Annotated in this window: 11 protein-coding genes, 1 tRNA gene and 1 pseudogene; 1 reads left to right on the top strand and 12 read right to left on the bottom strand. The window is 50.3% G+C overall.

The window, feature by feature from the left end; all coding sequences use genetic code 11:
* Positions 1-16: 16 nt before the first annotated feature.
* The 7 genes and pseudogenes from PW844_RS05990 to PW844_RS05960 all read right to left on the bottom strand — a co-directional run bounded on the left by PW844_RS05990 (position 17) and on the right by PW844_RS05960 (position 9,891).
* Positions 17-1,486 carry an aldehyde dehydrogenase family protein gene (locus PW844_RS05990; protein WP_299449487.1) on the bottom strand — a complete coding sequence of 490 codons (1,470 nt, stop codon included), beginning with the start codon at positions 1,484-1,486 and terminating at the stop codon, positions 17-19.
* A 357-nt stretch (positions 1,487-1,843) separates the two neighbouring features.
* Positions 1,844-3,301 carry an NAD-dependent succinate-semialdehyde dehydrogenase gene (locus PW844_RS05985; RefSeq protein WP_299449486.1) on the bottom strand — a complete coding sequence of 486 codons (1,458 nt, stop codon included), beginning with the start codon at positions 3,299-3,301 and terminating at the stop codon, positions 1,844-1,846.
* Between the two features lie 149 nt (positions 3,302-3,450).
* Positions 3,451-4,410, bottom strand: coding sequence for an HTH-type transcriptional regulator Cbl (cbl, locus tag PW844_RS05980; RefSeq protein WP_299449485.1), 960 nt, complete (start codon positions 4,408-4,410; stop codon positions 3,451-3,453).
* Positions 4,411-4,960: 550 nt separating this feature from the next.
* Positions 4,961-5,878, bottom strand: a complete 918-nt coding sequence (nac, locus tag PW844_RS05975) for a nitrogen assimilation transcriptional regulator NAC (RefSeq protein ID WP_084875810.1) — start codon at positions 5,876-5,878, stop codon at positions 4,961-4,963.
* A gap of 520 nt (positions 5,879-6,398) precedes the next feature.
* The gene (locus tag PW844_RS05970) at positions 6,399-7,424 is read right to left on the bottom strand and encodes an ABC transporter permease (RefSeq protein ID WP_299449483.1); all 1,026 of its coding nucleotides are present in this window, start codon (positions 7,422-7,424) and stop codon (positions 6,399-6,401) included.
* A 23-nt stretch (positions 7,425-7,447) separates the two neighbouring features.
* Positions 7,448-8,934: pseudogene (locus PW844_RS05965) on the bottom strand (sugar ABC transporter ATP-binding protein).
* Positions 8,935-8,967: 33 nt separating this feature from the next.
* Positions 8,968-9,891: a sugar ABC transporter substrate-binding protein gene (locus PW844_RS05960; RefSeq protein WP_299449482.1), complete on the bottom strand. Its 924-nt coding sequence runs from the start codon at positions 9,889-9,891 to the stop codon at positions 8,968-8,970.
* 507 nt (positions 9,892-10,398) lie between these two features.
* Between PW844_RS05960 and PW844_RS05955 the strand changes: the two genes are divergently transcribed.
* Positions 10,399-10,474: transfer RNA gene (locus PW844_RS05955), tRNA-Asn, on the top strand.
* A 67-nt stretch (positions 10,475-10,541) separates the two neighbouring features.
* On the opposite strand, the gene PW844_RS05950 is transcribed toward PW844_RS05955, so the two are convergent.
* The 5 genes from PW844_RS05950 to PW844_RS05930 all read right to left on the bottom strand — a co-directional run bounded on the left by PW844_RS05950 (position 10,542) and on the right by PW844_RS05930 (position 14,271).
* Positions 10,542-11,864, bottom strand: a complete 1,323-nt coding sequence (locus tag PW844_RS05950; RefSeq protein WP_299449480.1) for a hypothetical protein — start codon at positions 11,862-11,864, stop codon at positions 10,542-10,544.
* Positions 11,865-12,327: 463 nt separating this feature from the next.
* Complete coding sequence (locus tag PW844_RS05945; RefSeq protein WP_299449479.1) at positions 12,328-12,690, bottom strand: SMI1/KNR4 family protein; 363 nt, start codon at positions 12,688-12,690, stop codon at positions 12,328-12,330.
* A 220-nt stretch (positions 12,691-12,910) separates the two neighbouring features.
* Entirely contained in the window at positions 12,911-13,216 is a 306-nt protein-coding gene (locus PW844_RS05940) for a hypothetical protein (protein WP_299449478.1), read from the bottom strand.
* Between the two features lie 110 nt (positions 13,217-13,326).
* Positions 13,327-13,803, bottom strand: coding sequence for a hypothetical protein (locus PW844_RS05935; RefSeq protein ID WP_299449477.1), 477 nt, complete (start codon positions 13,801-13,803; stop codon positions 13,327-13,329).
* An 81-nt stretch (positions 13,804-13,884) separates the two neighbouring features.
* Positions 13,885-14,271 carry a hypothetical protein gene (locus PW844_RS05930; protein WP_299449476.1) on the bottom strand — a complete coding sequence of 129 codons (387 nt, stop codon included), beginning with the start codon at positions 14,269-14,271 and terminating at the stop codon, positions 13,885-13,887.
* Between the last annotated feature and the right edge of the window lie 24 nt (positions 14,272-14,295).

Below are 14,295 nucleotides of genomic sequence, written 5' to 3'. Positions count from 1 at the left end.
TTGTCTGAAACGGAAATTAAAAATCGATTAATACACTCTTCTGGCGCTGACAGGCCTGAAAAGCCTGACGCCCCAGATCTTTGCCAATACCGGAGCCAAGGAAGCCGCCGGTGGGGATAATAAAATCGCCGGAACGGCCATAGCGGTTGATCCACACGGTGCCGGATTCCAGTGCACGCATTGCCCGCATCGCCCGTGGCAGGCTCAGGGTGTGCACTCCGGCGCACAAACCATAGGTTTCATGCGTTGCCAGCTGTAGGCCTTCCTCTTCGTCGTCAAACGCCTGCACGGTAAGTACCGGGCCAAAAATTTCCTGCTGCACCGCCGGATTATCAGGTGCCACGCCGCATAACAGCGTTGGCTGCCAGAACCAGCCTTCGGCGGTGTCGGCAAAACGCTCGCCACCTACCAGCACCTCCGCCCCCTGCGCTTTCGCGGCCGCGATCACCGACGCCACTTTGTGGCCCTGGCGTTCGTCTATCAGCGGTGCATAACGGCTGTCATCCTGCCAGGTGACACCCGGACGCGGTTGCTGGCACAGCGTCACCAGACGATCCAGCAACGGCTGTGCGATACCACGTTGCACAATCAGACGCGTACCGGCCACGCAGGCCTGGCCGCCATTGGCGGTAAAGCCGCGCAGGATGCGCTGCGCCAGCACCTCAATATCGCCTGCATCATCGAACACCAGCTGTGGACTTTTGCCACCCAGTTCCAGCGTGACCGGCTTCATGCCGTGCTGCGCTGCATCACTCATGATGCGTGCACCGGTCACGGTAGAACCGGTAAAGGAGACTTTGCGCACCAGCGGGTGCGTGACCAGTGCATGGCCGGTCACCGCCCCGCTACCCTGCACAATATTCAGGATGCCCGCCGGTAAACCGGCCTGCACAGCCAGCTCAGCCATGCGTACGGTGGAGAACGGTGTCAGCTCGGAGGGTTTCAGCACCACGGCATTGCCCGCCGCCAGCGCCGGGCCGCATTTCCATGACGCCATCGATAACGGGAAATTCCACGGGGTGATGGCGCCGATGACGCCATAAGGTTCAGAGATCAGCATGCCAAGGCTGCTTTCTTTGGTCGGGAACAGGTCGCCGCTGTATTTGTCGGCGCACTCGGCGTAGAAACGAATCGCTTCAGCGGTGAACGGAATTTCATGCTGCACCACGTCGCTGATCGGGCGGGTGGAACCGAGCGCTTCCAGCTGCGCCAGCAACAGGTCGCTCTCAATCAGATCCGCCCAGCGACGCAGCACTTTGCCGCGTTCACGCGGTGGGCAGCTGCACCAGCCGCTGGCAGTTAATGCGTGGTGAGCGATAGTGACCGCACTATCCACATCCTCTGCGGTGGCTTCATTCAGGCTGGCGTAGACTTTGCCATCGGAGGGGCGTTTAACCGCAAAAGACTCGCCCTGCGTATGTTGATGCTGACCATTAATATAATGTCCAGCGGGTAAAGAAACTTTTTCAGGGTCGAAACTTAACATGGAAAAATCCTTATTTGTTACACCCGTCATTAGCGTGCTAATTAAAACTTCTTGCCACAGTTATCTGCGCTGTTAATAAGCTAATGCAGAAAGTATGCCAGCCCACCAAAAAATAATAATGCGTAAAAAACAGCCCAAAAAAATTTTCTGCCGTATTGGCGAGCTAAATTTTGCGGAATTGCCGAAGCAATAAACAGATGATTTACTTCACAAAATACGTGCATCCCTTTGGTGCACCTCGCATGAAACTTGCACTAAAACAGCGAATGCCGGGAAAAACATGACATTGCGCACAAAATAAAAAGCGCCTGTTACCAAAGGCAACAGGCGCTGAGCTATTCGTTTGTTAATTTTTAATCAGAGGCTGCCAAGATGAAAAGTTTTCTGCTCCAGATACTCTTCAATTCCGTAGCGTGATCCTTCACGTCCTAAGCCGGATAATTTAATTCCTCCGAATGGCGCGGCATCTAATGAAATGGCACCGGTATTAAATCCCACCATGCCAAATTCCAGCGCTTCTGCTACGCGCCACGCCCGCCGAATATTTTCGGTGAAGAAATAAGCACCGAGACCATAAGGCGTATCATTCGCCATAGCGATGGCTTCTTCTTCTTCATCAAAAATAAACAACGGTGCAACCGGGCCAAAGGTTTCTTCATGGGCGATACGCATGCGGCTGGTGACATTACCGAGCACCGTTGGCTGAACAAAAGTGCCGTTGGGCTGGCTGATACCCCCCGTCAGCAGGGTTGCCCCCTGGCTCAGCGCATCATCAATATGGCTATTCACCTTTTCAACCGCGCGATCGTTAATCAACGGACCGATGGTGCTTTGCGCATCAAAGCCGTCGCCGACTTTTAACGTCGCCACCGCTGCCAGCAACCGGGCGCTGAAAAGTTCATAAATACCACGCTGCACCAGGATGCGGTTGGCGCAGACGCAGGTTTGTCCGGCATTACGAAACTTGCTCGCCATCACGCCAGCAATCGCAATCTCCAGGTCGGCATCGTCAAAGACGATCAAGGGTGCATTGCCGCCCAGTTCCAGGCTCAAACGTTTCACGCTGTCGGCACTTTGCTGCATCAGCAACTGCCCAATGCGCGTGGAACCGGTGAAGGAGATTTTGCGCACCGTGCGGCTGGCAGTGAGCGTGCTGCCGATATCGGCAGGCAGACCGGTCAATACCTGAAGCACGCCGCTCGGGAAGCCTGCGCGTTCGGCCAGCACCGCCAGCGCCAGTGCGGATAACGGCGTCAGTTCGGAAGGTTTCACAATGATGGGGCACCCAGCTGCCAGCGCCGGAGCAACTTTGCGGGTGATCATCGCAATCGGGAAGTTCCACGGCGTGATGGCAGCAGCCACCCCCACCGGTTGTTTCAACACCAGTATGCGGCGATCTTCGCTCGGTGCCGGGATGGTATCGCCATAGATACGGCGCGCCTCTTCCGCGAACCATTTAACGAAACTGGCACCGTACAGCACTTCGCCTTTGGCTTCCGCCAGCGGTTTGCCCTGTTCGGCGGTCATGATGATCGCCAGGTCATCCGCATTCTCCAGGATCAGCTGATGCCACTTTTCCAGCAACGCCGCGCGGGCGGCATTCGGCGTCTTACCCCAGCTGATGCGTACCGATTCGGCATAATCTATTGCCTGTTCGGTTTCTACCGCACCCAGTGCCGGGATGGTCGCCAGCGTTTCCTGAGTGGAAGGATCGACAACCGGCAACGTCGCGCCGCTGTGCGCATCCTGCCAGCGCCCGCCAAATAACGCCTGCTGGCGCAGTAATTCCGTATCTTTCAGTTGAATTCGCGACATGCTTTTCCCCTGTGTCTATGTCATTTCACTGTAACGCGGCGGCACAGCGCAGGATGTTTTTCTGCGAGAACGAAATGACACAGCTACGCGTTTTGTGGCGGGAAAAGAAATTTTATGCTGCGCGGCCCGAACGAGCCGCACGCGGGAAGTTAGATCTGGAAGTCGATGGCGGGTTCTTCGCCGGTTTCGTAGGAGAGCGCCTGACGCTTGATCTCTTCCAGCGACAGGTTGGCGTTACAGAGTTCGAGGAATTGCCAGACATAGTTACGTTGCAGCTGGCCGCGTTTCAGGCCCAGCCAGACGGTGTTGGCATCGAATAAATGACGGGCATCGATTTTTACCAGATCTTCACCATCATAGATATCGCAAGCCTGGTCGGCGAGGATGCCGACGCCGAGACCCAGCTCGACATAGGTTTTTACCACATCAGAATCCTGGGCGCTGAGCACGATATCCGGCTTCAACCCGGCAGCCTGGAAGGCGCGGTCAACACGTGAACGACCAGTGATACCCTGGCGGTAGGTGATCAGCGGATAGCGACTCAACTGACCCAGCGATACCTGCTCCGTCTGCAACAGTTCATGATCGTGCGGCACCAGCAGCGAGTGATGCCAGCTAAACCACGGGAAGGCGGCCAGGCTGGCGTTATTCACCAGTTGTTCACTGGCGATACCGACATCCGCCTCCCCCGCCAGCAGCATCGCCACAATTTCCTGCGGCGATCCCTGATTCAGCTCCAGCCGTACATTGGGGTAGAGCTGGCGAAAAGCTTTGATCACCCGCGGCAGGCTATAACGCGCCTGGGTATGGGTGGTGGCGATGGTCAGCACCCCGCTGGTTTCATTGGTAAACACATCGGCGAGGCGGCGGACTTTGCCCGCTTCATCAAGGATGCGTTCAGCAATGGTCAGCAACGCTTTACCTGGCTCGGTCATCCCTAGCAGACGCTTACCACGACGGATAAAAATTTCGACGCCAAGTTCATCTTCCAGATCGCGAATATGGCGACTGACCCCGGATTGCGAGGTAAAGAGCGTGTTAGCGACTTCAGTCAGGTTGAACTCGCAACGGGCTGCTTCACGTATAATTTTAAGTTGCTGGAAATTCACACCTTTTCTCCTTGTTCCTGCCCCTGTTTCATCCATGTTATGAAGTTGGTGGCAGTACAACAAATAATAAAAAACGGTTTGTTATGCGGAATGGTAATAAGGGGGGGAGGAGCCAGACCGGGCTGGGGCGGTGGCGATCTTGTTCGCCGGCCGCTGGCGGCAGCGGTTCTGCTCTGAGAAGGTTCCGCCCGCCAGGCTTCGGGCAGTTTCAGGGTCGCCCGTGCAGGCGGACGGGCATGGCTGGGGCAGCCATGGGGTGAGCACCATCCGGACTCGCTGAGCGCGGGAACGATTCCAGGATGAGCCGCATGGATGCGGCGGAAGGTGGTGTGTAGCGGCGCGATTTATCGCGCGAAAAAGCCGCGAAGCGGCGAGGCAGGCGGCGCAAGGCCGGAGAATGCAAAGGGGACGACCAGGTCCCCTTTTCTCGGTCGCCGCACCGGCGAACTGAAACTGCCAGTGCCTGTAGCGAACGAAACCACGCCATAGCGAACGAAATCACCTCGTAGTAGGTGTCGGGCGCAGCCTGACCGGTCGCCCCCGACCGCAATCAACCCACCAGCATTAATTCACGATCTTCCACCATCGGCTTATTCAGCAGCGACAGCAGAATATTTTTCACCGCCTGCGCTGATGGCGACAGTGGCAGACGCGCAGACACGTTCAGTGACAGCGGCAGATTCAGCGATGGGCTGTTGATACGCGCCATCCAGGCATGAGTAGAACTGACCAGCGCACGCGCAGCCGATTCCGGCAGTACGGTCACGCCCATACCGCTTGATACTGCCGCAGTCAGCGTAGAAATCGATTCAATCTCACCAATGATACGTGCACTCAGGCGACGCAGGGAGAAGGCTTCATCCACACGCTTACGTACTGCGCTGTAATCGCGTGGCAGGAACAGGTTCATCTGTGCCACATCGGCCAGATCCACCGTGGCTCCTGGACAGTCGGTCGCACCGACCAGATACAGTTCTTCTTTCATCAGCGGAATGCTGTTGATGCCAGCCGTCGGTGCGCGGTCGTACAGCACCGCCATATCCAGTTGGCCGTTCATCACTTTCTCGTTCAGAGAGGTACCGCTGTTTTCATGCAGATACACCAGCACATCCGGATACTGTTCGCGCACGGTTTGCAGCAACGGCATGGTCAGCGATGATGCTGCGGTACCCGGTGCCAGACCAATCGAAACCTGGCCATTCAGCGCCTGGCCCGCATTGATCACCGCCGTCTGCGCCTGTTCGCACTGACGCAGGATGGTGCGTGCATGGGCATAAAGAATTTTACCGGCTTCCGTCGGCGTTACGCCGCGTTTGGTACGAATCAGCAATTGCTGATCCAGCTCGTTCTCCAGCGTCGCCACCTGCTGGCTAAGCGCGGGCTGCGCAATATGCAACACTTCTGCTGCCTGAGTCAGGCTGCCGATATCGACGATTTTTACAAAGTATTTCAGTCGTCTTAAGTTCATTTTGCCTCCGTCACGGATCCCCGAATGCCCAATAATTATTGGTGCTCTTAGCCTGCTGGCTTGTGGTGATATAGGTTGCAATATGCAGGCCAGGTTTTATCAAAACACGTAAAAGCTTTACCAGATTTTTCCTAACGACGCGGAAAATAAGCGTTTCTGATTACCACTTTAGAGTTAATAAGCGCAGCACATGGCACGGATTGTTGAAAGATTACGCGCAACGCACCAAATAAGTGCAGAAAATGCGAGGCAGGTGTGCAAAAAAGTGATGACCCGGCGACTCTTTTTAGTGCACTGAATGGCGTCAGCATGGGTAAAGACAGGGAAAATCAGGGGGTTAAATGAAGGTTATATGACAAAGCCAGTAGTAAAACTTATCACCTGCCATCCAAAGCGATACGCGAAATAATTCGTACTGAAGCAAGGCGGCAAGCGACCTCAGCCCCGGGAGCATAGATTACTATGTGACCGGGGTGAGGGAGCGCAGACCACGCAGCTAAAGTGCGAAGTATGAAGCGTATCAGCGTTTTTTGCGGTTGCGGTGCATATCGATGGACACTGCCGCGACGATGATGATGCCTTTAATGATGTCCTGCACGTAGGCATCCACACCAATAAAGGTGAATCCACTCTTAATCAGACCAAGGATCACCGCACCGATCAACGTGCCGGTAATACGACCCACGCCGCCCATCAGGCTGCTGCCGCCGATAACTGCTGCGGCGATAGCATCCAGCTCATAGGCGAGGCCCATACTTGACTGTCCGCTACTGACGCGCGCCGCCAGTACCACACCGGCCAGGCCCGAGAGCGCACCGGCGATGGTGTAGACGATAATCAGGTATTTATTGACGTTGATGCCCGAGACTTTAGCGGAGGTCATGTTGCCGCCAATGGCGTAGACATATTTGCCGTAGCGGGTGTGCTTCAGTGCGATATGGAAAAGGAACGCCACCACCAGGAAGATCACCACGGGCATCGCACCCTGACCGATCGAGGTGAAGCCATCAGACAGGAAGCTAATCGGGTTGCCCTGGGTGTAGTACTGCGCCAGACCGCGTGCGGATACCATCATACCGAGGGTGGCGATAAACGGCGGGATACCCGTTTTGGTGATCAATACCCCGTTGACCAGCCCACAGACCAGCCCCACCCCAATACCCGCAACAATCGGAATGGCAGCTGGCAGGTTAACCAGCGAAGGATACATCGGCGTCAGGCTGTCAGAGGTTTGTGCCAGACTGGCCGCGACCACCGCCGTCAGCGCAATGACCGAACCGGATGAGAGGTCGATGCCGGTGGTAATAATGACCTGAGTCACCCCCACCGCGATAATACCGATAATCGCCACCTGCAACACAATCAGCACCAGACGATTGGTGTTCATCAGGAAGGATTGATCGCGGACATACCAACCCGCAATTTCAAAGATCAGGGCAATACCCAGCATCACCACAAAAATACCGGTATCTTTCGGCATCTTGTGGCGCAAATTGCTGAAAAAGGATGTCTGTTGTTCCGTTGCCTGGGGGGCTGTAACTTTCATGTTGCTCATAGTTGCCTCGCGCCTTACTCAGATGCCAGCGACAAAATGGTTTCCTGGTCGGCCTCTTCTTTATTGAGGATGCCGGTTATACGTCCTGCATGCATCACCATCACGCGGTCACTCATGCCGAGAATTTCCGGCAACTCCGAGGACACCATAATGATGGCGACGCCACGGTTCGCCAGTTCGCTGATCAAACGATAGATCTCTGCTTTGGCACCCACGTCGATACCACGCGTCGGTTCATCAAGAATGAGAATCTTCGGCTGAGCCAGCAGCCAGCGGGCAATCAGCACCTTCTGCTGGTTACCGCCGCTGAGGTTATTGATGATTTGGTCCATGGTCGGCGTTTTGATGTTCAGCTTGCGGATTTGCTCCATGCAGTCCTGCGCCATCTTCATATGGCTGACAAAACCGCTTTTGCCGATGTAATCCGGCATGTTGACGATGCTCATGTTCTCCAGCACCGACAGCACCAGAAACAGCCCCGATTTTTTACGGTCTTCGGTCAGGAACGCCATGCCCTTCTCAATTGCCGTGGAGGGTGAGTCGATTTTCACCGGCACGCCGTCGATCAGCACTTCACCACTGTCGAAACTTTCCATGCCAAACAGGCTTTCCATCACTTCACTGCGGCCGGCACCCACCAGCCCGGCAACACCAAGAATTTCTCCTTTGCGCAGCGTGAAGCTGACATCTTTAAAGCGACCTTTGCTGTTGAGGTTGCGCACAGTCAGCACGTCTTCGCCAATCGCATTGTTAAATTTCGGGAACAGCTGAGTCAGTTCACGTCCCACCATCTGGGTAATCAGCGACTGACGGGTAAACTGCGTAGTGCTGTTGCTGCCCACCCAGGCACCGTCACGGAAAATGCTGATTTCATCAGTGATGGAAAAGATTTCATCCATTTTGTGGCTGATATAGATGATGGCTTTGCCCTGTTCACGCAGGTCACGAATAATAGTGCAAACAGGTGGGAAACTTCTGTTTCGGTTAACGCAGAGGTCGGTTCGTCCATAATCACGATGTCGGAGTTCCACGACACGGCTTTGGCAATTTCCACCATCTGCTGGGCTGCGATACTCAGCTCACCAACCATACGATCGGCTTTCAGGCGGATATTCAGTTTGTTCAACAATTCCTGTGTCTGCCTGTTGAGCAAGGCATGATCGACAAAGCCGTATTTCATCGGTTCGCGACCGAGCCAGATGTTTTCAGCTACGGTCATATGAGGCACCAGATTCAGTTCCTGGTGAATCATGGAGATCCCGGAACGCAGAGCATCCATGGTGTCCTGAAACTGCACTGGCTCCCCTTTAATGCGAATGGTGCCCTTATCGGGACGATACATCCCGATAAGGCATTTCATTAAAGTGGATTTGCCCGCGCCATTTTCGCCCATCAGGGCATGTACCGACCCCGGTTTAACGCGCAGTGAGACATTGTCGAGTGCCTTCACTCCAGGGAAGAACTTGCTGATGCCTTCGGCTTCAAGCGCAAAAGCGGTCATACATCACCTCCGTACGGCTTTGTCGGGATCGGTTTATTTCTGATTACGGTTTTCGAACTGTGCCATGTTGTCTTTGGTGATCAGCTGATACGGGATGTTGATGACCTTCTCAACTTTCTCGCCATTAACCAGCTTGATGGCTGCCTGCACCGCGCCTTCACCCTGGCCTTTCGCATCCTGGAATACAGTGGCGACCATCTTGCCGTTCTTCAGCATTTGCAACGCGTCAGGCGTGCCATCAACGCCAGCAATCAGGATGTGGTTCGGGTTTTTACCCAGTGCCTGCAGAGCACCAATCGCCATTTCGTCGTTGTTAGAAGCAATCGCCTGGATATCATCACCTGCGGTCAGCCAGTTGCTCACCACATCGACTGCATCATTACGCATAAATTTGGCTGTCTGTTTCTGTACCACTTTGATACCCGGGTATTTGGCGACTACCGCCTCCACCCCTTTGGTGCGGTCACGGGTTGATTCGTTCGCCAGGTCACCCATCAGGATCGCGACGTTGCCCTTGCCGTTCATCGCTTTGGCCAGCGCTTCCATTTGCAGACGCCCTGCCAGCTCGGAGTCAGAACCGACGTAGGCCATTTTGTCCGTCAGTTCTCCGGCCGGTTTACGGTTAACGAAGATTAACGGGATGCCCGCTTTGGTGGCCGCATCCATGACCGGTTTCACCGCGTTGGTATCTACCGGGTTAACGATGATGGCGTCCACACCCTGACCGATAAAGTTCTGCACCTGTTGCAGCTGCTGAGATACGTCGCCTTTTGCGTCTTCGACCTGGCCTTTGACGTTGTCTTTAGTCATCTCTTTCTGCATCGCGGTGCGCAGGATGGTCAGAAAGTTGTCATCAAACAACGCCATAGAGACACCGACCTGGATATCTTTTGCCATTACAGCGGCAGGTAACATGCAAGCTAACAGGGAAGTCACTAACGCTTTTTTAATGTTCATAGGTAACCCTTCTTTATCGTTAACATGCTCAGGTTGGCTGATACCGCGAATGAAAAAATTCTTTTACATTCATTCAACGTCGCTGGCGTTTTTTATCTGGTTGTAGAGGTAAGGCTTCTGGTTTAACGTTATCGGTTTTCAACAACTCATCATTGCAACATGTTCCTTATCAACAAGTTATTTTCAAAACGGCGTTTCGGGTTATAAAAGTTGTTCCACCCGTGATGATAAGCAGTTCATTTATTCCATCTTAACGCCATTTGAAATTTTCATCATAAAAGCACTGAAACAGTTGTTTTAAAATCGGCAAATAACAAAACTTTGACACGCATCTAACATCTGCGAGGAATTGCGTTTAAAGTGAGATCTTGCTGGCAGTTTGAATTGTGATCATTCAAGGCAGAAAAACAGCAATCCGCTGCTTTTCCGCGCACTTAAACCAGAAGTGTGCAGGAGGGCTTTGACAACGGGGATCGGCATCGCTAATATGCGCCTCGTTCCAACGATTCCTCTGTAGTTCAGTCGGTAGAACGGCGGACTGTTAATCCGTATGTCACTGGTTCGAGTCCAGTCAGAGGAGCCAAATTCGAAGAAAAGCAGCCTGAAAAGGCTGCTTTTTTTTTGCTTGCCACGACCGCACGAAGCTGCGATTACAGATCATAGAAGAAAAACAACGTGCCATATTGCGGGAGAATGCCTCCCGGAGTGAGAAGACCGTGTACATCTTTATCATCGGTATCCATGCGCTCACTGTTTATTGTCGGGGCTTGTTGCTGGTTTTTGAACGGATCAAGCGGGCTCCAGCCCACATTTGTAATACGTAATTTGAGTGGACCGCTCTCTTTAATCGCCTCATTAATGGCCTGATAAGACTCCGCCGTTATCCGGCGATGTTTATAGATGTTGCTCAGCGTTAGCCAGCCATCGTCAGCCAGGTAAGGTATCGGTGCAGGACGGTTTTCATCGCCCCAGCCTAGTGTGCAAGGGTGCCTGTCATCAAGAGGGTCCTGCGAGCATTGTACAAGGAAGATAAAAGGTGCGGTGGAATCGTCTTTAAGCGGCGTGACCAGCTGTGTCCGGTTTAACTCTTCATTCTGCGCGATGACCACCGCCGTCAGGCTGAAGGTAAAGGGATTGCTCGGAATAGGCAGCTCAGCGCTAAAACAGCTGGCATCTTTGACATCGCATTCGGGCTGTAACGTCATCGGCCAGGTTTGCGTGCCGTCCGTCAGACTGAGTTTGTCCGTCGATTCCATCCCCTCGGCAACGACATGCGCGCTAAAGATCTTCGCATTGATAATCTTCTGCGCCGCCGCCTTCAGTGCATGAATCGTCACCCGCGTTTCAACCTTCACGGCTTTTTTCACGCTAATCACGCTGTTCGGTGCAACTATCCGGTCCGTGGAATCCTCTTTTACACTCGCTGACTGCCCGATAGTCGCTTCGACAGACGCAAGATCGGCGGGAAGTGTTTTCTCCAGCGTCACTGGCATGGTCACGCTGTAGCTTTCACCTGGTTGCAAATCCATCCCACGGATAAGCAGCTGATGTCCTCCTTTACCTGTCCAGCTATTATCGAACTCAGGCTTGCAATCCGCATGCTGTGAACAACGCACCTCAATATCGCCCTGCGTTGAGCGCACAACGCCTTCAGGCAGAATAATCTTCAGTTCGGTGCTTTTGACGGCTTTATCTAACTGCGACTGAGTTTTGAAGTTCACCGTCAGGCTTTGCACCGGTTGCCCTTTGCTAAAGGTCAGCAGATGTTCAGGATCCATGTCGATGGTGTAGACCTTTTCGGCTTTCAGCAGCAGATCACTGAATAAAGCCCGCTGCTGTAGCCGAATATCTGCCGGAGTACCCGACAAATTAACACTGAATGGAACATCGTTCACTTCAATATCAGCCTGTACAGATATCGAAACCGCAGCAATGAATAGTACGCTCACAACACGATATTTATTTAATATCATCTGATCATCCTTGGATATGATTAATTAACCTTGCTATCTTTTTGAGGAGCTAATTTTCTTGTAAGACTTCCTGTTTCCGAGGGAGTGAAATAAACTACGAACAGATATGATGTTATGGTTGTCTGGTTGATGATTTTTACGTATCAGACCCTGTAAAAGTACCATTCTGAACACGGTAAAAACTACGTTTATTCACGGAGGATTTCCTGAGAAAATCAGGTAAAAGAAAATACCTTCTCACCATTTGTGGTTAATTATATCTATTGTGAAATATCAGAATATGCTTACTGCATCAGCAGGTAAGCATCGCGGGTAATTGGCTGAATGAGGGGGGGGGGGGTAGAGAGAGGTCGCTCAAGGTGGAGGCGGGCTGCCTTACCCTGACGGCGGGCGGTTAAAATAAAAAGCCGAAAGGATCTTTAAGATCACTTCCGGCTTATTTATAAACATTGGCTAATAATGACTATGCTCGTAATTCATATAGATCTTTTGTTTCTTCATCCATATCCAGACTACCAAGTGCTCCGAGATCTAAGCTGTAAATTTTATCACTGTTATTCTTTAAGCAGATAAAATACCCAAGATCACCGTCTTGGCCAATTAAAAAATAATCAGGCTCAGCATCCTGAATAGTATATGTTTCATTTCTCTCAACGACATCCATGAAGTTAAATATATAAATAGGATCACCTTGCTTATTTTCTATCTCATAGGTTCCTACATCTTGTACTTCTTCAGATAAAAATTTCTTATAAGCAACTGGAAGGATTATACTTCGCTTTTCCTCTATCGATTTTAACTCTTCTAAGACTTTATATTTATCCACAGAAGACGACTCCCACGTAAGGGTGATGGTAATTTCATATGATTTTCTATCATTTAATCAATGTTGTAATAGTCAGTAAGATGGCTTCTTACCCAATAAATTCTGATTAGGTTGTAGCTTTTAAATAGAAAAATGGCATCCAGAATATTATATGCCGTGAGCATACGGAAGCAGATAATTAAACCAGAAATAACCTTATAATCCATATTTATTTTATTTATCAATCTAAGAAATCATCTTTCTCAAGATAATAAACAACTGCATCCAATAGATCATCTTTGGATGATCCAGGGTTATGATTTAATTTATTTTCGATAACATCCTTAAAAATTGGTGCTTCTAAAAAAGTGCCAAAGCTTTCCTCAAAGCCCATCTCTTCGTCTTCATTCTCAGCTAAGTAGTATTTTCCACTTTTTATATCATCTCTTGACTCTAAGTCAAAAGACGCCTCAACATATATCCAACCAACATCTGGTAATTCATGACATTTCTCTAGTAACTCATCAAAACCATGAAGAATAAGCATATGTTATCTCGTTTTAAAAATTAAATCGATAACTCGATAAAATTCACCCGGTGAATTAGGAAGTTACTTCCCGATCAAAGTTACTAAAAAATCATCCTCCAGTCAAAAGATCAATAGATTATCAATTTCCCTGAAGGCCACTTGCCATTCCAACCACAGGGTAGATGACCGGACTCATATACAGAAACAAGCCTGTTAAAGAATAAATCACCACGCAAACACTCTTTGTAATAATCCTCAATAAAATAATGCGTAATATCCCAACTGACACAGTGAATCAGCAGATTATTATCAATACCATTTATGGAAGGAATAGATGAGGTAATTTTAGCATCAAAAAATAACCTTGCTTCTTGCGCTACTATGTTCCAGTCATCAAATAGCTTTGGAAAATTAACTGAAACGAAAGCAGAAATGCTGTTTGATGCTTCAAGTGTTGTATCTTCCCACTGAGACTCAGATAGTTTTAAAGCTGCCTCTGAAAGGCTATTTTCAACGATTATATCAGGGATATTTTGCATTACCCCAACATTTGCAAACCAGTTAATATTACTGATTCTATTAATTGATTTTTGAGATAATCTCATTGATTAAATTTTTTAACCACTACAAATAATATATACAATTAAAAAAATGATAAGATCAGTCAGATCATTCCCGGCTTTAAATCATGGGTGCCTAATACCTAATCCTTCCTTTTCCCATATTAATTCCTCTTCACTTTTAATTCTAATCTTTACTATTGAAACACCTAAAACATTAGTTTTTGATTCATCAAGGTATAAATCAAATCCATATTTATCATCGTAGCCACTTAATATATAGATATCCTTATTGACACTTGCTTTAAGACTATTAATGAGCGATGAATAGCCTATAATATAGCCTCCATTCTTTCTAACATTTTCAATATGAATATCTATTTCTTCAAATGCCCTTTGTCTATCCTTTTTTGTCAAAAATAAATTTCTAACATTATTAAAATCAACGTATTGCCGTAACACCTTTGGTGCTAAGGAATCTAAAATTAATTGTTCGTGACTATATTCTGTCATGGCCAAAACACCTCAGTGGATGAC

Origin of the sequence: Pantoea sp. (genome assembly GCF_028283705.1) — a bacterium.
GTDB lineage: Bacteria > Pseudomonadota > Gammaproteobacteria > Enterobacterales > Enterobacteriaceae > Pantoea.
Note: the sequence above shows the minus strand (reverse complement) of the source record. Positions and strands in the feature narration are given on the sequence as shown.